This is a genomic window from Bacillus sp. jun7, from assembly GCF_051034795.1.
Lineage (GTDB): Bacteria > Bacillota > Bacilli > Bacillales > Bacillaceae > Bacillus > Bacillus velezensis.
The window spans coordinates 3,756,194-3,774,863 of the sequence record NZ_CP093219.1; the positions used below are offsets into that span (position 1 = coordinate 3,756,194).

Annotated in this window: 17 protein-coding genes and 9 pseudogenes; 19 read left to right on the plus strand and 7 right to left on the minus strand. The window is 41.3% G+C overall.

Features of this window, described 5'->3' with window-relative positions; translation table 11 throughout:
* The first annotated feature begins 4 nt into the window (after window positions 1–4).
* Complete coding sequence (manA, locus tag MJQ52_RS18645) at window positions 5–952, plus strand: mannose-6-phosphate isomerase, class I (RefSeq protein ID WP_044053484.1); 948 nt, start codon at window positions 5–7, stop codon at window positions 950–952.
* Between the two features lie 85 nt (window positions 953–1,037).
* Here the strand turns inward: manA and MJQ52_RS18650 are convergent.
* Window positions 1,038–1,762: pseudogene (locus tag MJQ52_RS18650) on the minus strand (MurR/RpiR family transcriptional regulator).
* Between the two features lie 236 nt (window positions 1,763–1,998).
* On the opposite strand from MJQ52_RS18650, the gene MJQ52_RS18655 reads away from it, so the two are divergent.
* The 9 genes and pseudogenes from MJQ52_RS18655 to MJQ52_RS18695 all read left to right on the plus strand — a co-directional run bounded on the left by MJQ52_RS18655 (window position 1,999) and on the right by MJQ52_RS18695 (window position 8,132).
* Window positions 1,999–2,811 (plus strand): Cof-type HAD-IIB family hydrolase, encoded by an 813-nt coding sequence (locus MJQ52_RS18655; protein ID WP_014305470.1) that lies wholly within the window; start codon window positions 1,999–2,001, stop codon window positions 2,809–2,811.
* A 33-nt stretch (window positions 2,812–2,844) separates the two neighbouring features.
* The gene (locus MJQ52_RS18660) at window positions 2,845–3,648 is read left to right on the plus strand and encodes an HAD-IIB family hydrolase (RefSeq protein WP_014305469.1); all 804 of its coding nucleotides are present in this window, start codon (window positions 2,845–2,847) and stop codon (window positions 3,646–3,648) included.
* A 273-nt stretch (window positions 3,649–3,921) separates the two neighbouring features.
* Window positions 3,922–4,173: a DUF2651 family protein gene (locus tag MJQ52_RS18665; RefSeq protein ID WP_015387973.1), complete on the plus strand. Its 252-nt coding sequence runs from the start codon at window positions 3,922–3,924 to the stop codon at window positions 4,171–4,173.
* A gap of 196 nt (window positions 4,174–4,369) precedes the next feature.
* Window positions 4,370–4,870, plus strand: a complete 501-nt coding sequence (locus MJQ52_RS18670; RefSeq protein ID WP_003152812.1) for a DinB family protein — start codon at window positions 4,370–4,372, stop codon at window positions 4,868–4,870.
* 141 nt (window positions 4,871–5,011) lie between these two features.
* On the plus strand, window positions 5,012–5,533 hold the full coding sequence (satA, locus tag MJQ52_RS18675; RefSeq protein WP_052587356.1) for a streptothricin N-acetyltransferase SatA: 522 nt from the start codon (window positions 5,012–5,014) through the stop codon (window positions 5,531–5,533).
* Between the two features lie 112 nt (window positions 5,534–5,645).
* The gene (locus MJQ52_RS18680) at window positions 5,646–5,708 is read left to right on the plus strand and encodes a tetracycline resistance efflux system leader peptide (protein WP_134816631.1); all 63 of its coding nucleotides are present in this window, start codon (window positions 5,646–5,648) and stop codon (window positions 5,706–5,708) included.
* Window positions 5,709–5,741: 33 nt separating this feature from the next.
* A pseudogene (tet, locus tag MJQ52_RS18685) lies at window positions 5,742–7,119 on the plus strand (Tet(L)/Tet(K)/Tet(45) family tetracycline efflux MFS transporter).
* 99 nt (window positions 7,120–7,218) lie between these two features.
* Window positions 7,219–7,438 (plus strand): annotated as a pseudogene (locus tag MJQ52_RS18690) (hypothetical protein).
* 157 nt (window positions 7,439–7,595) lie between these two features.
* Entirely contained in the window at window positions 7,596–8,132 is a 537-nt protein-coding gene (locus tag MJQ52_RS18695; protein ID WP_015387978.1) for an ATP-binding protein, read from the plus strand.
* A gap of 446 nt (window positions 8,133–8,578) precedes the next feature.
* On the opposite strand, the pseudogene MJQ52_RS18700 reads toward MJQ52_RS18695, so the two are convergent.
* From MJQ52_RS18700 to MJQ52_RS18710, 3 genes and pseudogenes are all read right to left on the minus strand, one after another.
* A pseudogene (locus tag MJQ52_RS18700) lies at window positions 8,579–9,050 on the minus strand (GyrI-like domain-containing protein); the annotation flags it as partial.
* Window positions 9,051–9,067: 17 nt separating this feature from the next.
* Window positions 9,068–9,595 (minus strand): PadR family transcriptional regulator, encoded by a 528-nt coding sequence (locus MJQ52_RS18705; RefSeq protein WP_065180886.1) that lies wholly within the window; start codon window positions 9,593–9,595, stop codon window positions 9,068–9,070.
* Window positions 9,592–10,434, minus strand: a complete 843-nt coding sequence (locus tag MJQ52_RS18710; protein ID WP_071391589.1) for a sialate O-acetylesterase — start codon at window positions 10,432–10,434, stop codon at window positions 9,592–9,594. Before MJQ52_RS18710 ends, MJQ52_RS18705 begins: the two co-directional genes overlap by 4 nt.
* Before the next feature lie 97 nt (window positions 10,435–10,531).
* Between MJQ52_RS18710 and MJQ52_RS18715 the strand changes: the two are divergent.
* Together MJQ52_RS18715 and MJQ52_RS18720 are read left to right on the plus strand one after the other, a co-directional pair.
* Window positions 10,532–11,264: pseudogene (locus MJQ52_RS18715) on the plus strand (recombinase RecT); the annotation flags it as partial.
* Window positions 11,259–11,438 (plus strand): annotated as a pseudogene (locus MJQ52_RS18720) (phage major capsid protein); the annotation flags it as partial. The pseudogenes MJQ52_RS18715 and MJQ52_RS18720, both read left to right, overlap by 6 nt.
* A gap of 187 nt (window positions 11,439–11,625) precedes the next feature.
* On the opposite strand, the gene MJQ52_RS18725 reads toward MJQ52_RS18720, so the two are convergent.
* Entirely contained in the window at window positions 11,626–12,069 is a 444-nt protein-coding gene (locus tag MJQ52_RS18725; RefSeq protein ID WP_071391590.1) for a MerR family transcriptional regulator, read from the minus strand.
* Between the two features lie 170 nt (window positions 12,070–12,239).
* Between MJQ52_RS18725 and MJQ52_RS18730 the strand changes: the two genes are divergently transcribed.
* The 6 genes and pseudogenes from MJQ52_RS18730 to MJQ52_RS18755 all read left to right on the plus strand — a co-directional run.
* Complete coding sequence (locus tag MJQ52_RS18730; RefSeq protein ID WP_094247713.1) at window positions 12,240–13,091, plus strand: aldo/keto reductase; 852 nt, start codon at window positions 12,240–12,242, stop codon at window positions 13,089–13,091.
* A 3-nt stretch (window positions 13,092–13,094) separates the two neighbouring features.
* On the plus strand, window positions 13,095–13,202 hold the full coding sequence (locus MJQ52_RS18735; RefSeq protein WP_082181728.1) for a winged helix-turn-helix transcriptional regulator: 108 nt from the start codon (window positions 13,095–13,097) through the stop codon (window positions 13,200–13,202).
* Between the two features lie 396 nt (window positions 13,203–13,598).
* Window positions 13,599–13,716: pseudogene (locus MJQ52_RS18740) on the plus strand (hypothetical protein); the annotation flags it as partial.
* 55 nt (window positions 13,717–13,771) lie between these two features.
* Window positions 13,772–14,041: a DUF2577 family protein gene (locus MJQ52_RS18745; RefSeq protein WP_094247930.1), complete on the plus strand. Its 270-nt coding sequence runs from the start codon at window positions 13,772–13,774 to the stop codon at window positions 14,039–14,041.
* A gap of 93 nt (window positions 14,042–14,134) precedes the next feature.
* Entirely contained in the window at window positions 14,135–14,833 is a 699-nt protein-coding gene (locus tag MJQ52_RS18750; protein WP_052586312.1) for an aspartate/glutamate racemase family protein, read from the plus strand.
* Between the two features lie 100 nt (window positions 14,834–14,933).
* Window positions 14,934–15,131, plus strand: a pseudogene (locus MJQ52_RS18755) (DUF2634 domain-containing protein); the annotation flags it as partial.
* Window positions 15,132–15,180: 49 nt separating this feature from the next.
* On the opposite strand, the gene sigK reads toward MJQ52_RS18755, so the two are convergent.
* Window positions 15,181–15,906: an RNA polymerase sporulation sigma factor SigK gene (gene sigK / locus MJQ52_RS18760; protein WP_020956104.1), complete on the minus strand. Its 726-nt coding sequence runs from the start codon at window positions 15,904–15,906 to the stop codon at window positions 15,181–15,183.
* A gap of 454 nt (window positions 15,907–16,360) precedes the next feature.
* Between sigK and MJQ52_RS18765 the strand changes: the two are divergent.
* A pseudogene (locus tag MJQ52_RS18765) lies at window positions 16,361–17,618 on the plus strand (MFS transporter).
* A gap of 279 nt (window positions 17,619–17,897) precedes the next feature.
* Here the strand turns inward: MJQ52_RS18765 and MJQ52_RS18770 are convergent.
* Window positions 17,898–18,524 carry a TVP38/TMEM64 family protein gene (locus MJQ52_RS18770; protein ID WP_003152841.1) on the minus strand — a complete coding sequence of 209 codons (627 nt, stop codon included), beginning with the start codon at window positions 18,522–18,524 and terminating at the stop codon, window positions 17,898–17,900.
* Window positions 18,525–18,670: the final 146 nt, after the last annotated feature.

An 18,670-nucleotide genomic window follows, 5' to 3' on the forward strand; every position in this document is an offset into this window, starting at 1 on the left:
GATCATGTCTACTGAACCGATATTTTTCAATCCGGTTTTCAAAGAAAGAATTTGGGGAGGCGCCGCCCTGCGTGATTTTCACTATAATATTCCGTCCGAGCGGACAGGGGAGTGCTGGGCCTTTGCCGCTCATCAAAATGGACAGAGCACAGTTCGAAACGGCATGTATAAAGGATGTACGCTCGGTGAATTGTGGGAGCATCACAGAGATTTATTCGGAAACCTTGAAGGAGACCGTTTTCCTCTTCTTACAAAAATTTTGGATGCGGACCAAGATCTGTCCGTTCAGGTGCATCCGAATGATGACTTTGCCAAAATGCATGAAAACGGGGAACTTGGAAAAACCGAATGCTGGTATATCATTGATTGTGAAAAAGATGCGGAGATCATTTTCGGCCACAGCGCAACAACAAAAGAAGAACTGATATCCATGATTGAGCGCGGAGAATGGGACGGACTTCTGAACAGAGTTAAGGTAAAGCCGGGAGATTTCTTCTTTGTCCCAAGCGGCACCGTTCACGCGATTGGAAAGGGCACACTTATTTTAGAGACGCAGCAAAATTCAGATACGACTTACAGATTGTATGATTACGGAAGAAAAGATGCGGACGGCAGGCTGCGCGAGCTCCATTTGGAAAAAAGTATAGAAGTGACAGACGTTCCATCTGTCCGTGAACGGCCGACCGTTCAATATAAACAAACAGATGATCTGCTGGCAGCTGTTTTAATAGAATGTCCTTATTTTTCAGTCGAAAAGTGGGATGTAAAAGGTGAAGCGAATTTATTCCAGAATCATCCCTTCCTTCTTGTCAGCGTGATCGAAGGAGACGGAATAATAATTGCAGGCGGGCATGAACATCCCTTTAGAAAAGGAGATCACATTCTCCTGCCTTCCGGTTTGGGAGAATATAAACTGGCGGGCCATGCAAAGTGTATTGTGTCTCATCTGTAATCTTCAAAACCCTTCTCTGGCAGCAGAGAAGGGTTTTTCATCACTTTTACAAAAAGGCCGAAATTTCCGTGGTCCGTTCCTGAATTTAATCTCTCAATTTGTATATCTCCCGAGCCATTGATTCAAGTATGTACATAGCGGGGATTTGGGTGGTGATATTCGCATTTTCAACCCATTCTTCCGTCACGTAATATGAAATATTCACATCAGACATTTTGGCAATGGTTGAATGTTTATGATTTGTAATACTGATGACCCGGCTTCCTTCTTGTTTCAGCTGATTCAGATGAGTCACCGTAGAATCTCCTTCACCTGAAACCGATAATGCGATCGTGATGCTGTTATGGCGGAAATGGGAATGGGCCGGAAAGTAAGGATCTTTAATATACATTGAAAGTTTCCCTAAGCACGAAAAATATCTGGCTCCGTATTCGGCGAGAATTCCTGAACTACCCACTCCGATAAAAATGACGCTTTCTGCATCGGCTGCAAGGGCTGCTGCTTCCTTCAGCTTTTCTTCCATCCCTCCGCTTACTGTTCTTTCAAAAAACTCGGCAACGGAATGATGGGGACTCTTTAAAATCGTTTTTTTATTTGCCTCCGCATACATTTTCAGCTTCACCTTAAACTCCGAAAACCCTTCACAGTTTATTTTTTTGCAGAAACGTAAAATAGAAGCCGTAGATACATGGGTTTCATTTGCCAATTCACGGATTCGCATATAGACGACTTTCTCGCTGTTTTGGGAGATGTAGTTGTATAAAGAAGTTTCAAGCTCGTTAAATAAGCAATCATTTCGTGTGTGAACATGCAGGGGGATTCTCCTTTTTATGAGAATGGTGAATGTACATCTCATCGTAACATATCATTTTTAAAAGAAACATAGTGTTATTTTTATGTGACAAATCACTTTTTGTGTCATTCAAAACAAGACGTCAGCCAATGATTTACGGTGCAAAACAACTGCGGATATAATTCGTTCATACGCTTTATGTATGATCTCTTCAAGGGTTGCTGACAAAAGCGGCCGAAAAAAGGAGGACAATATGAGTATCAAACTGATAGCGGTTGATATGGACGGAACGTTTTTGAATGATGAAATGGCATATAACGAAGAGCGTTTTATGAATCAGTATCGTGAATTAAAAGCGCGGGGAATTAAATTTGCCGTAGCAAGCGGAAACCAATATGCGCAGCTTACATCCTTCTTTCCGGAAATCAAAAGTGAAATCGCTTTCGTTGCCGAGAATGGCGCTTTCGTCGTGAATGCCGGAGAAGAATTATTCACGGGTAACATGTCTGAAGACACTATAAAAGCAGTGATCCGTGCTTTAGAGCAGTATGAGGTGAAAAACGTCATTGTCTGCGGAAAAAAAAGCGCGTATATTCATGAAAATGCCAGTGAAGATGAATATCTGCATGCCAGTAAGTATTATTATGTGTTAAAAAGGGTGCCGCATTTTGAAAACATCGATGATGACATTTTAAAATTTTCCATCAGTTTTCCCGCCGAACATTGTTCCGCACTTCTGAGGCATTTAAAAGACGCCATCGGGTCTTTCGTCACGCCTGTATCAAGCGGGCACGGTGACATAGATCTGATCATACCGGGGCTTCATAAAGCAAGCGGGATTAAGTTTCTCCAGAAACAATGGGGGATAAATGATGAAGAATGCGCGGCCTTTGGAGACAGCGGCAATGATTTGGAGATGGTGTCTGCCGTGAAATACGGAGTCGCTATGGATAATGCGCAGGAAAGCATTAAACAGGCCGCGGCGCATATCGCGCAATCAAACAATGAGGAAGGGGTCTTAAACGCGATTGATTCCATTCTCAAATGTGAAAAACCCTTTGTCTGAAAAAAGACATTTTAACTGCGGAGGTGCTGAACGATGATTAAATTAGTGATTACGGATTTAGACGGCACATTTTTAAATAATCAAGGCGATTTTGACAGAACGTTATTTGAAAAGACAAAACGAGTAATGGAGGAACAGCATGTCGCTTTCGCCATCTGCACCGGGAAACAGTGTGAAAGGGTGGAAGCCTTATTCGGAGAAGACGCGAAAGATTTTTGGATTTTAGGAGACAGTGCCGCACGTATGAAAAAGAACGGCAAATTCGTATATGAATCTTTGATCAGCAATAAAGCCGGACTGTCAATTATAGGCGCTTTAGAAAAAATCAGCTGCGGGCACACCATTATCGCGTGCACAAAAAAAGGCGCGATCGTAAAAGAAAATCTGTCTGAAAGTGAAATGAAATATGTAAATGCCTCTTATGCACATGTAACGAAAATAACTGATTTTACTAAGATAAAAGACGATTTTATCAAGATTACGGTTCATGACCCCGACGCCAACTGTCCGGAAACGAGAGAAAAGCTGCATGAATTTTTTCACCAATTATATATCGTAGCATCAGAAGATACCTGGATGGACATATCAAATATCGGAATACATAAAGGATCAACAGTACAAGAACTGCAGCGATTATTAGGGGTTTCGGCTGATGAAACAATGGCATTCGGAGACGGCCGCAATGACAAAGAATTGATGGAAGCGGCATCCTACAGCTTTGCGGTTAAGAACGCCATTGACGAAATAAAAGATGCGGCGCACTTTGTCATCAAATCAAATGACGAAAGCAGCGTCATGCACACGATTATGAGAATATTAGCGCTGCAAAAACAATGAGAAAGCAGATCGGCTAAAGCCAATGCGGCAGGGCTTACTAGGAAAAGAAAAAGCGGGCTATCCTCCGACTTTAAATCACTCCTGATTTTCCGAAAATATGTTAAAAATGAATAAATATCTATATTTGACCCAATTGTATTGGTATAATATGTATAAAATGAATGAAACGGCGTAATATCAAGATGAAATAAATCACTTCATATCATTTGATATCAGACAAAAAGTAGGAACTTCCTCGTTTTGAAATTGGGAGGTGTTTGTATTAGCCCGCTGTTGAGTCCCGCGTATATCATTCTCATTTTTCTTCCGGCAGCTTCTTTTCTGTTAGGGATTTTAGGATATTTCATCTTCAAAAAAGTATGGATGATGGTTGTTATTGTATTCATTTTGTCCTTGATATTTATGTTTATTGTAATAGGTGCCGAACCGACATTTTTCATTTGGGTGGCTATGATGACGGGGAGCTGTTTTATCTCCGGTTCAATCACTAAGACGGTATGGACTTTTGTAAAGCGAAAATATTAGACACTGAAGAATCCTGTTTGAACAGCTATCCTTTTTTGCCGATTGAAGAAAAGGAAGTATAGAGTGATCTGTTTGTTCTTATATTTTGTCTGTTATTGTATTGTCTGTCTATCGTTTTGTTCTTTTTTAACTAAACGGAGCACTATAATTGAACTGCAGATACATAGAATTACAAAAAAGGATAAGGAGGATTTTTATGTTTCAAACCTTAGACCATTTTTTGAAATCTTGGGAATTCGAAGCCGATGCGACACAAAAACTGCTGAATCATCTGACTGATGAATCACTTAAACAAGAAATCACTTCACAACATTGGACTTTAGGCCGTATTGCATGGCATACTGTCGCGGCCATTCATATCATTACCTCGAACACAGATTTAACGTTCCACGCTCCGGCTGAAGATTATCCTGTTCCTGCATCGGCGCGGTTTATTGCTGAGAGTTATCATCAAGCCAGTAATGCATTTGTGCAGGCGTTAAAAACGCAATGGACTGACGATACACTTCAAGAATGTGTCAACTTTATTGGTCAGCAATTGCCGAATGGTTCACTTTTGATGTTTTTAATTCAACATCAAAACCATCATCGAGGACAAATGACTGTCCTTATGAGACAAGCAGGTTTACCTGTTCCGGGTATTTATGGTCCGGCAAAAGAGGAATGGACAACATTTGGTTTGGAAGCTCCGAAATAGGATGTTGTTGTAAGGGCTCGAACGAATAGATGATACCAATCAATGTTGGTATCTTTTTTGTATTAGTCTTCGTGACATGCAGACGAATCAACAGTTCAAAAGGTGTAAAGTGAGTTCAATAACTGCAGAAAGGCGATTATGATGATAACTAAAATGACTCAATTCAATATGAAAGACTTCAATAAACCAAACGAACCTTTCGTTGTTTCAGGGAGAATCATCCCTTCATTTGAAAACAATGTTTGGACATATACAGAGGAGAAATTTGCTGAACCTTATGTCAAAAAATATGACGATGAAGACATTGATGTCAGTTATGCTGAAGAAGAGGATAAAGTTGTCTTTTTTTATTACGCAGAGAACGACTGTGTCGGCCGGAGTAAGCTTCGTTCTAATTGGAATGGATACGCACTGATTGAAGACATTGCCGTTGCAAAAGATTATAGAAAAAATGGTGTCGGGACGGCTTTATTACATAAAGCGATTGAGTGGGCAAAGGAGAATCATTTATGCGGTCTTATGCTTGAAACACAAGATATTAATGTTTCAGCTTGTCATTTTTATGCCAAAAATAACTTTGTCATAGGAGCGGTCGATACAATGCTTTATTCCAATTTTTCAACAGCAAATGAGATTGCGGTTTTTTGGTACTGTAAATTTTAAATATACAGTATTTGATGTTTCGTCATTTAGCGGGTGTGTGCCGCAAAGTATTCAAAACATCGGCTTGAGGATTTATAATAAGGTATATCAATCAATGCAGGGGGAGTTATGTATGAAGTGCAAAAAAATGAACAGGGTACAATTAAAAGAGGGAAGCGTATCAATGGCCCTATAAACTGCGTCTGCCCTCATTAATGGAGGGAAATTTGTGAATACGCCTTATTCACAGTCAGCTTTACGGCACAACCAAGTGTTCATTTGGCTTTGTGTTTTGTCATTTTTCAGCGTATTAAATGAAATGGTTTTGAACGTCTCGCTACCTGATATCGCTAACGATTTTCATAAACTGCCAGCGAGTGCAAACTGGGTGAACACGGCTTTTATGTTAACATTTTCCATCGGAACTGCTCTGTATGGGAAGTTATCAGATCAGCTGGGCATCAAAAAACTGCTCCTATTTGGAATTATGGTAAATGGCTTCGGATCGATCATTGGATTTGTCGGACACTCTTTCTTTCCTGTACTCATTCTGGCCCGATTTATTCAAGGGGCTGGTGCAGCCGCATTCCCGGCTCTTGTGATGGTTGCAGTAGTACGCTATATTCCGAAAGAAAACAGGGGTAAAGCATTTGGTCTGATCGGGTCGCTGGTGGCAATGGGGGAAGGTGTCGGACCAGCTATTGGCGGAATGATCGCTCATTATATTCACTGGTCATATTTGCTGCTTATTCCGACAGCAACAGTTATCACCGTTCCATTCCTGATGAAACTGCTGGAAAAGGAAGAAAGAATCAGCGGGCGCTTTGATATGACGGGGATTATATTAATGTCTGCAGGCACCGTATTTTTTCTGCTGTTTACAACGTCATATAGAATGTCTTTTCTGATCATCAGTATTCTGGCTTTCCTGATATTTGTGAAACATATTAGGAAAACTCAAGATCCCTTTGTTGACCCTGCACTGGGGAAAAATGTTTTGTTTATGACGGGCGTCCTTAGCGGAGGCCTGATATTCGGCACTGCTGCAGGATTTGTGTCTATGGTTCCTTATATGATGAAAGATGTTCACCATTTAAGTACTGCGGCAATTGGAAGCGGGATTATGTTCCCCGGGACGATGAGCGTCATCATCTTCGGTTACATTGGAGGATTGCTTGTTGATCGGAAAGGTTCTTTGTGTGTGCTGACCATTGGGATTGTATTGATGTCTTCCAGCTTTTTAATCGCTGCCTTTTTCATAGATGCGGCACCTTGGCTTATGACCGTCATAATCGTTTTTGTGTTTGGGGGGGCTCTCCTTCACAAAAACGGTTATATCTACAATTGTGTCTGGCAGTTTGAAACAAAAGGAAGCCGGCGCCGGAATGAGTCTGCTTAATTTTACGAGCTTTTTATCAGAGGGAACGGGTATTTCGATTGCAGGCGGTTTATTATCGATCAGCTTGCTGAATCAAAGGCTGCTGCCTGTTAACGATGATCATTCCGCTTATTTGTACAGTAATATGCTCATTCTTTTTACAGGAATCGTTGTTATGAGCTGGCTGGTAACCATGAATGTCTATAAACGTTCGCGAAGAAATGACTAAAAAGGGAAAAGGATCAAACTTGATAAAAGTTTTGATCCTTTTTTTTGAGGAGCTTCCTTATTACGGAACCTTTTGCCGATCAATGAAAGGGGAGTTAAAGTGAATTACATTTATAAGAAAAAGGAAAAGAAAAATGGAAAATTGTATCATTTCAATCAGAGATAAATGGGAGAATGCACTTATTGAGTCTGAACAAAAAAATAATCAAATTGAGATCGTAATCAATTACCGCAACGAGAAAACAACCAAGTTTTCACTGCCAATCGAGACTTTTGAAAAAGTGTATGAGGATATTAAAATAGGCCGGAGAGAAAGTTAATCACTGTTTGAAAATGACTATGAAGTTCGTAAGCGGTATGGTTTTAACCGCATCTGGATTCCCCTGGCAAAGTAAAGGTCTTTAGGGATTTATGTCAAAATAATAGTAAGTATCTTATGCAACAGGGAGTTTGGTTGCTTCATAAGGAGGGGGAAGTATGAAAAATAAGATTCACATATTGGGAGCCTCTGGTGTCGGAACGTCAACATTGGGTGTTGCATTATCAAAGCATTTGCCGCATACGCATCTTGATACTGATGATTACTATTGGACAGATAAATTCATTAAAAAAAGAGAAATCCCTGAAAGAAGAAAGTTGCTTAAAAAAGACTTGACAATAAATGAGAAATGGATTCTTTCTGGCGCAGTGTGCCGCTGGGGCGATGATCTAAAAAGTTATTTTGACCTTGTCATCTTCTTATGGATTCCGCAGGATATACGGCTTGAGAGATTAAGGCATAGGGAATTTCAGCGTTATGGAAACGAAGTGTTAGCCGGCGGCAGTAAATATGAACAATCAAAAACATTTTTAGAGTGGGCTTCTTTATATGATCATGCCGGAATGGAAGTTAGAAGCAAAGCTTTACACGAACATTGGATGGCGGATTTATCTTGTCCATTGTTAAAAATTGAAGGAGATTACTCAGTCAATGAAAGAGTTGATCGTGTCTTGGATTATCTGAATTCTAATTAAACTAACGGATGGAGATAACTGCAAAATCCAAAAGCCAAAGACAGTTCCGTCCATTTTAACGGAGCTGTTTTTTTATACCGCTATCAGTTTGTCTGTTGTGAAGTGATTTATTCTCGGAAAGAAGCGGCGGAATTAATAGAGAACTCACTTCGGGAAACCGTGAAGGCAGGAATCAAAACGGGAGACTTGGCGGTCAATCATCAACGTCAGACTTTGCAGAAGAATTGCAGAAATGATCGGATGTTAAGGCGGAAAATAAGAAGTGAGAAGCAGATCATCAAAACGCAATACACCTCAATTTATATTTTCAGTAAGATCGGCTCTGCTCATTAAAAAACTCAATTCAAAGATTAGTGGCATCAATATTGCCGCAGATCGGGTTAGTGACATAAAGAGGAAGGGATAAGACCCCTTCCTTAAAACCTTTAATTCCTCTAATTTCATTGTCAGATATATTCCTTTTTTGAAATGGGTATCCAAATTTCACTTTTAAAAGACGGCGATGTTACATCCTTATGCTCGTTCCACAGGATTTCTGGGCCTTCAATTTGTTCATAATGTGACGATGGAAACCATTCGGAATAAATCCGCCCCCATACTTCCTGCAGTGCATCCGGAAATGATCCGGCTGCTTCGAATACAGCCCATGTTGAGGCAGGGATTTCAAGCTGTGATAGGTGATTTGGGCAATGTTTCGTTGTGGCTGCGCCAATATAGTGATCAAGCTCTCCGTTTTCCTCTGTCCGGCCTTCAGAAAAGTTCGTGGATGCACTGATGAGTCCTGCAGGCGTTGCATTAGAAAGCTCTTTTAGTTGATTGATTGCTGCTTCATCTAAACTTTCCCACATCGATGCAATGTCAGGATTCACGCCTTTGAACAAAATAGGGACTCTTTTTTTTAATGCCGACGATGCGAAATTTTATTATGCAATAGTTCACTCTATTTCTGCTTTCAATTTTTCGAACCACTCTAAATTAACCAAGTGATGTGAACGGGAATTTTCATTCATACGGCGAAAGTAATTGATTGTGCCGGGAATTTCTTGAGTGATGGACAGGTATTCATCAAGGAGCTCGATTCGAGTTTTAGTCTGATCGATTTGTGATTGGATCAGATCCAGTAATTTATTTTTGTCGAATTCATCGGCAAAGAGTAACGCGCCATAAAATTGCAGGTTCACATATTCCGATTTGGTGCCGTATTTGATCATTAATTTTTCGAATTCTGCCCTTCCCGAATCTGTGACTTTAAAGTTACGGATTTCACGCCCGCTGGTTGAGGGTTTCTGCTGAATCTGTTCAATCAAACACTTTTCTTCAAGTTGCTGCAGATTGTAATAAAATGAACCTTTCGTGAAGTTAACAATGTATTTGTAATGACGTTTTTCCATTAAGGCCAGAAGTTCATAGCCGTGAGCTCCGGGGTTTTGAATGAGCAAGCCAAGGATAAGTAAGGGAATTATGGTTTCATCACCTTCGCCATCCGCGCCTCAAATTCCGCGTACGTGATTTCACCCGAAGCCAAATCCATACTATGAAGGTAAATCTGTTCTGTTTTAGAATAGTCACCCTTCACTTTCAGTGATTGCTCCTCTCCCGAAATGGGTTTCAGGATATGGTGCTTTTTCGAAAAAGCCTCGAAATAGCGGTAACCGAATTTACGTTGTGAAGCTGCGTCTAAATGAATGCCATCAGGATTCGCAGTCAAACCTGCTGCAGTAACAAAATAACAATTCTGTTGTTCATTAGCAAAACGCAGCAATTGTTCATTAACTTGTCGAAATTCAGTGGCGTGCTGTCCAAAACCGGTCTTCCCAAGAAAGTCACCAAGCCCTCCAATAATCAACGGTACCTCATCAAGTTTCAACTCGTTTCTTAGCGTCTCAATGATAAGAGTTAATTTCTCGTAATAAGTTTCATGCAGCGAACGATAACTGTCACTCTCACCTTGGTGCCAAAGGATCCCGCAAATTTGACTGGAACGGAGGGCGAAGCGGGCTTCGGACAAAGCATGCTGAAAAAGGATGCCTTCCGGATGCCAGTCATTCAATGAACTGCCGCCTTCCGCACACGGGATCAAGCCAATTTCTTCATCGGGATGAGCTTTCGACCATGCATCTGCAAAAGATGCCGCCAGGCCAACGCCGGAAACCGGACGGTCGTAATTAATCGGCTCTGTCATCATCTGCCATTGTCCATTGCGTAGCATTTTAATTTTTTCATTATAGATAGGGTCTACTTCATTCAAAAATCCACGGCCCGCCATATTCGACTGCCCCAACATTATAAAAGACTTTATCATCTAATTTTTCACTTCTTTACATCAATATTTTAGTCTAATTAGACTATAGTCAATTCAGCTTGTCTTGTAAAGTTTTAATAAGGTTTTATTATGATGTATGAAAAGCGTTCCTGTGAAACAGCAAGGAGCGATCATGAAAGGCTAGCTTTCTTCCACCACCCCTTATTAAGCGATTTGAGGAAGTGTCAGGAAAGAGGGCTGCACAGTTTACTGCTTCTATCTTAAGTCTTGATAACAGCGAGCAGATGCTGCAGAAAACAGATCTTATGAGTGCCATCTCATCTGCAATGGTGGCAGACACTCGACCTGCCTATAGATAAAAACTTAGGGTATGCCTGGATAGTTCCTTATGGAGGAAAGGCTCAATTCCAGCTAGGATACAAAGGGTACATACAGCTTGCTTTGCGAACAGGCCAATATAAGTCCATCAATTGCATACCGATTCATGAAGGCGAATTGGAGAAGCGGAATCCGCTGACTGAGGAGATCGAGATTGATTTTGAAAAGTGTGAATTCAGACGTAGTGATTGGTTATGCAGCTTATTGTGAGTTGATAAATGGCTTCCGAAAAACAGTGTACTGGACAAAGGCACAAGTAGAAAAGCACAAAAAGAAATTCAGTAAGTCTGATGTTGGATGGAAAAATGACTGTGATGCGATGGCTCTTAAGACTGTATGAAAAGCAGTTTTGAGCAAGTGGGGGATTCTTTCAAAAAAGCAGTTATTAATGAAGCAGACAATTCAGAAATTATCGATTCCGAGCCTTCGAGCAAAGAAAATACAGAAAACCAAGCGCGCGAGAAGCCGATCCTTTTGATGGCAAGCCTATTCAAGCTTCAACTTTTATTCGAATGGTTCAAGATACGCCAACGATTTTAAGAGTTGCGCTGACTAAGGATCAAAAGTCTGTTCCATCAATTAGCACAGCTAACTTAAGCACAAAAGAAGTAATTGCTGAAGTTAACATTACCTCTGACACACTTGAAAACAACATCGAACAAGAAGTCGCATACAGATGCGACTTCTATTAATTTCTAATTAATAGAAAGTAACCTTAAGGACTTGCAGCCTTATAGCCGTATATAAACAAATTTAATCGCTCATAACATGTCATCAAACTTAGCCTATTCAATATGGATTCCAATTTAGGAGTTTAAGATCCATTGATGTGCTCATAAATATCTTTCACATCTACCGGACAGTGGGCGAGTAAAATACGTCACTATGCATATGCTGTATTTTTTCCCAGTTGGCGGGATTAGTTGTATCAGGAGAGCGGTGCTCCACAATGGCCTGATATAGGGCGGTTTTTTGTTCCAAATGGGCAATGTGCTGTTTGGCTTCTTCGAGCTGAGCGAGTGCTTCTTCTTTATGCTCCATCATGAGTGTGTACCGTTGTGGGATGGTCGAATCTCCTTCGAGACAGAGATTCACGTACGTTTTAATGTCTTCAATCGGCATTCCGGATTGCCTGAGGCATTTGACGCCAAACAGCCAGTTAATTGATTCTTCATCGAACAAACGGATATTGTTTTTATTGCGCTGTACGCTCGGCACCAGGCCTTTATCCGTGTAAAAGCGCACCGCATGCTCAGTGAGTCCGGTTATCATCGCTGCTTCTTTGACTGTATGCATGTGTAATCCTCCTTTAAAAATTTTTTAAAAAAGTGCTTGCCTTCGTGTTGCACGAAGGTAATAAGCTTATTATAACGCAAACCAGCCGCAGCGGAATTCATTCTGCAGTGCCCGATTTTCGGGATGCGTGCCGTTTGTCGTTCTACATTTGAACAATAGGAGGAATTACAATGCAAACCGTAACATTAAACAACGGAGTGAAAATGCCAATTATCGGCTTCGGTGTATACCAAGTCCCCGATGCTCAAGATTGTGAAAACGCAGTATATGAAGCACTGATGGCCGGTTATCGCCTGATTGACACTGCTTCCGGCTACCTAAATGAGGAGGCAGTCGGACGTGCAATCAAGCGGAGCGGCGTACCGCGTGAGGAGCTGTTCATTACGACCAAGCTCTGGATTCAGGATGCCGGCTATGAAAGTGCCAAGGCGGCATTTTCCAAATCTTTAAATAAGCTGCAGCTGGATTATCTTGATTTATACCTTATTCACCAGCCATACGGCGATTACTACGGCGCTTGGCGCGCGATGGAGGATCTGTACCGCGAAGGAAGAATCAGGGCAATCGGAGTCAGCAACTTCCATCCCGACCGTCTAATGGATCTGATCATGCATAATGAAATCGTGCCAGCCGTCAATCAAGTCGAAACGCATCCATTCTGCCAGCAAAAAGAAAGTGCTGCTTTTATGAAAGAGCAGGGAGTTCAACACGAGTCATGGGCACCGTTCGCTGAAGGGCGCAATAACATGTTCAGCAACGGCGTGTTGACTTCCATTGCGGAAAAACACAATAAATCCGTCGCCCAGGTCGTGCTGCGTTGGCTTGTTCAGCGTGAAGTCGTTACGATTCCAAAATCGGTGCGCAAAGAACGGATTGTCGAAAACTTTGACATTTTTGATTTTGAGTTGAGCTTAGAGGATATCGAAAAGATTTCCACCCTTGATAAAGGAGAAAGTCTTTTCGGGTCGCACCGAGATCCTGAAATTGTAAAATCGATAGGCGCCATGAAATTCGATCTGTAAGCTTTGTCTAATAAAACAGTTAAGTTTAATGAACTTAAAAGGTTAATTCCATGGATTACACAGAGGATATTGATACGAAAACTTAGGGAATTAGAACCTTATCGGGTATGAAAATTATTAGAAAATGCCAAGTTTGTTCATAAGGAAGGGTTAATGCTAAAAAGACTGCGTGCAGCTTACATTATTAACGGAAGAACAATGTGATGAGATGGTTAAACCAGAAAATCCGAAACCTAATATTTGAATCTTTTAAGATAAAAACTAGTTACTAATCAGTAACTAGTTTTTCTTTTTTCCACCGTTGAAAATCACCTCAGTAGGACAAACAGTTATTACGTAGTATAACCAAAGGGGTGATGCATTTAAAGAAGGTGATAATCTTCGAGAGCCGCAAACTGGCAAATGCATAACGATTTCTATCATTATTTAATAAAACTGTATAGGAAGAAGATTCAGGATGATAGCCATTAGCTGTAAGGTTATCAACCGAGGAACAAGGGCTCAAGCATCGGCAGCCAGATCGAGGTCTGCATATAGAAAGCAGGGACTGAAGTATGCCTGTGAAAGATTTTCTGAGGAGTTTTTAGAGCGTCCGGCGTTGAATCGTTTGAGAGAAGACGCAAGTTAAGGACTTATAAGTCAAGTCATTTGATACCAAAATGCAGTAACGAATGAGAAAAATGATTTTCATAACTGTCACATCTCTTTTTCTATATTCTGACTTTATTGGATCTGAGTCACCGGTGGATATTATGCCGGCTGAAGTGATTTCCGTTTCATCTATTGAAATAAGGCTTAATGAAAATGACAAATTAATAATACCTGCTGATTTGATTATTATTCCTAAACGGTTGCGCTCTGGAGAAGATGAAGAACTGAAAATGGGTGAAAATTTGATGGTTGTCTCCTTAAAAGGCGGGCAATCTTTTTTTATTCTCGATAAAATTTAATAATAGTAATCCTGAAAAAATAAATAATTGTAAAGACCTAATCTATGCTATAGAATAACTATAATATTTTGAAAATTTCATCCGAGGTGGGTTATGAAAACTATTGGTCTTATTGGCGGAATGAGTTGGGAATCTTCAGCTGAGTATTATCGAATTATCAATGAAGAAATAAAAAAGAAGTTAGGAGGGCTTCACTCGGCAAAATGCCTTTTATACAGTGTTGATTTTAAGGAAATTGAACATTATCAATCCATAGGAGCTTGGGATAAAGCAGGTGAAGCTTTAGGTCAAGTTGCAAGATCATTAGAAAAAGCAGGTGCAGATTTTATTGTAATATGTACAAATACTATGCATAAAGTTCTTGGATATATCCAAGAAATGATCACTATACCTATTTTGCATATTGCCGATGCAACTGCAGAACAAATTATTAGACAAGACATTCGCTCAATAGGATTGCTTGGTACTAAATATACGATGGAACAAGATTTTTATAAATCACGTATTGCGTCTCATGATATTAATGTCATTGTTCCTGATGATGATGAAAGGGAATTAATAAATAATATTATTTATCAAGAACTGTGTCTGGGTGAAATTAAACAGTCTTCCAAAAACATTTATAAGAAGATCATAAATAATTTGGTAAATAGAGGAGCAGAAGGAATCATTCTTGGATGCACTGAAATTGGACTATTAGTAAAGGCAGAGGATTCAAAAGTGCCATTATTTGATACGACTTTAATCCATGCTCAAAAAGCAGTAAATAAATCCCTTTCGATTTCTTCTTAGAATGATTATTTCTTATATTTTAAAACCGCTCTTTAGGAGCGGTTTTTATTATGGTTCATTCAATCAATAAATGGAGGAACGTTATAGGAGTGATCTTATCATGACCCTTTCCTCAGAAATTGAATTTGATGATATTGAAGATGACAGCGAAGTCATAGGGACCTCTCAAACCTACAAAATAGATTTTGAAAATGGCCGTATCACAAATGAATTCATCACAGGCCTTGACGCGATTAAACAGTTTGTATATTTATCCCTTCAAACTGAGCGCTACGCATATTCTGTTCATAGTCATGATTGAAAAAGATAAAGTAGAAAAAGCCGGAGTGTCAGATCCGGCTTTTCGCTCACTTTCCTTTCTTCTTCCGCTTCTCCTTTTCCGCCCGGTAAAACTCATGAAACATCTTCATCAATGCGCGTTTTTCAATCCGCGACACGTAACTCCTTGAAATGCCGAGCTCCTTTGCGATCTCGCGCTGCGTTTTTTCTTTTTTTAGATCAAGCCCGAAGCGGCCGACGATGACTTCTTTTTCGCGATCGTCTAAAATATCGATATATTTTTTGACCTTTTCAAGTTCCATGTTGAGCTGAATGGTGTCGATCACATCTTCGCTTTCCGACTTGAGGACATCGATCAGGCTTATTTCATTCCCTTCTTTATCCTGGCCGATCGGATCATGAAGGGAGACGTCTTTTTTCGTTTTTTTCAATGCGCGCAGATGCATTAAAATCTCATTTTCAATACATCGTGCGGCATATGTGGCAAGCTTCGTGCCTTTTCCGGCTGAATAGCTTTCAATTCCTTTGATCAGCCCGATTGTACCGATGGAGATCAGATCTTCTGCGTCCTCTCCCGTATTTTCGAATTTTTTCACAATATGGGCGACTAAACGGAGATTGTGTTCGATCAGCATGTTGCGGGCATGTTCATCGCCTTCAGCCATAAGGTCTAAGTATTTTTTCTCCTCACTATTTGAGAGCGGTTGTGGAAAGGCATTATTTTTCACGTATGATACTAAAAACACGAGTTCTTTCACAATAAACCCGAGCGCTGCAAAAACACCTGTCACCATCCTCACCTCCACAAAGTTATGTAGGCAAAAGCCTATATGTAACTGTATGTGGCAGTCAGGCTGTTTGTGTCTGTACAGGGAAATTAATCAAAGGCAGGTATTATTTCTTACAGCCTCTTGATTTTTGCTGATTGAGCCTGTATATTGTTAAAAAAAGTAAGGGTGAAAAGAATATAACGAAAAGCGCTGAAGAGACGAGTAGACAGATATCATTCATGACAGAGAGCTCCGGGAGCTGTGAAGGAGTATGAATGGATGTGTTGAAACAAACCTCTTAGCTTCGCATCGGAATCATGAAAAACGAGGATGATGCGGCGGATACTCCTGTTACCGAGTAAGCTTTGTACCCGGCAAGGCCGGCACCAAACCGAATTGAGGTGGCATAGCGGGCTGTTTCCCGTCCTCAAGACTTTATTGTCTTGAGGGCGTTTTTTATTTCTAAGGGAGGGATAAGATGAAAAACCTGAAGTCTTGGCGGTACCCGATGCTTCTGTTAACCGGAATCGGGATAGCAAATATTGGTGAATGGATTTATTTTTTGTCTCTTAATCTTATTGTTTTAAAAGAAACGGGGTCTGCTTTTGCGGTTTCCATCCTTTATTTAATCAGGCCTGCGGCTGTTTTGATGACAAATGGGTGGGCGGGCAGCATCATCGACAGGTGTAACAAACGGAATATGATGATGTCGCTTGATTTCATCCGGGCTGCATTCATTGCCGTTCTGCCGCTGATGTTTACTGTAAGGTCTTTATTTTTCATTTATTGTATCGTGTTTTTGATTCAAATGGCCAATACGATGTTTCGTCCGTGTTCCATGGCGTATGTGACGATGCTTATTCCGGCTGAAAGGAGAAAACGATTCAATTCACTAAGGGCTTTGTCGGAATCAGGGGCTTTTCTCCTCGGGCCGGCTGCGGCCGGGCTGCTTTTTTATCGCCGGCACGCCGATTTTTGCGATTTGGGTGAATGCGGCGGCTTTAGTGCTGTCCGGTTTCATCACGATGATGCTGCCGAGCCTTGAAAATGAGCCCCACGTACATTCTCCCGCACGGAAGCTTTCTTTGGCAGTGTACAAAGAAGATTGGAAGCTCGTCTATCGCTTCAGCCGAACGGCGCGAAACGTCATGATCATTTATTTTTTATTCAGTCTGGTCATGACTGTTATGCTATCCGCGCTTGATTCGCTTGAAGCCGCTTTTGCAAAAGAAGTTCTTCAGCTGACTGATGCCGATTACGGTTTTCTCGTCAGTGTCTCAGGGGCAGGCATTATTGCGGGGGCGCTTGTCAATGTAATCTTAAATAAAAAAATGCCGGCTTCTTTATTGATGGGAATGGGCTCTTTATTCACAGCGGCCGGATATATGATTTATGCGTTTTCTGACGTTTTTTGGACGGCTGCTTTCGGATTTTTCCTTCTCGCTTTTTTTCTGGCGTTTGCCAATACAGGCTTTCTGACGTTTTATCAAAAGAATGTTCCGGTGGACATCATGGGGAGAGTGGGGAGCTTTTATTCATTAGTCGAAGCCGTCTTCATTATATTGGTAACGGCGGTTTTCGGAGCGGCGGCTGTCGGTTCTTCCGTCCGCGTCATCGTCATCGCAGGGGCTGCTGTTATGCTGGCGTTGGCAGCCGTTTTATGCTCGTTCTTATTTGCGGCCTCAAACAGGAGGACTCCCGATGTGTTTCAAGCGGATCAATTTAAAGAAACATAAAGAGACGGCCGTTTCATTTCGTGAGGATGAGTATCTCAGGTGGCTGTCATCCCAAATCTAATGCTCACCCGACAATTTTAAGCTGCTTCTTCATAACGGGCAGCCGATCGGACAGCTTGAAGCTTCCATCAACTTTTACCGCAGCCAAAAAATCGGTTATGTGCACCTTTACTGAGCAGCAAAGAGAACGCGGAACGAAGCTGCATCAATTTAGAATTAAACGGAAAAGTTCTCAGAATGAGAGGAGCCGTACCGCCGGAATAGGAGGCGGTACGCGCTTCATTTTTTCGTTGTTTTTAAAAGACCGGGAAACTTCTTATAAATGACCGCCATTAAGACGAGCATATACATTCCGTAAATCCCGAAAGACAGCAGTTTGTTGCTTGTAAATGAAGCGCCTGCGACGGTCACGATCACAATGTTCGGAATTTTGCCGAGCACCGACGCAGAAAAAAAGATCGGCCATCGTATATTACTCAGCCCGCAGACGGTATTCATGGCAAGCGACGGTATAATCGGAATGAGCCGCCCGAAAAGCACCGCCGTAAACGCGTGCTGATGAAATGAACCTTCATATTGAGCCGCGGCCGGGTAAGCCACCAGTTTTTTTCTGGCCCAGTCTCTGAATCCGTACCGGACGAGAAAAAACAATGCCATTGTTCCGAGCATTGCGCCTGACAATGTAATCCACACTCCGTTTACAATCCCGAAAACCGCTCCGTTTAAGGCCGCGATAATGGCGAATGGAACGATCGGAAAAAATACGTCAGCTGCGACCAGAAGGATACTCATAAGCACGGCGTACATGCCGCCCGCGCGAATCATGCTGAGCCAGACGTCTTTTTGCATAAAGCCGATCATCACGACAGCAATGATGACGGCAAGACTGAATCCCTTTTTTATCATCTGTACGTTCACCTCTTTTCAATTAGTATACAGCACAAATCTATCTCCTTCTATTAAAATAAGCTGTCCGATAAGCGTACTTGTTTATCAGCATTTGCCGTTTGATGAGAAACGACTGGCAGCCGGGTTTGGACAAAAACAGGCGG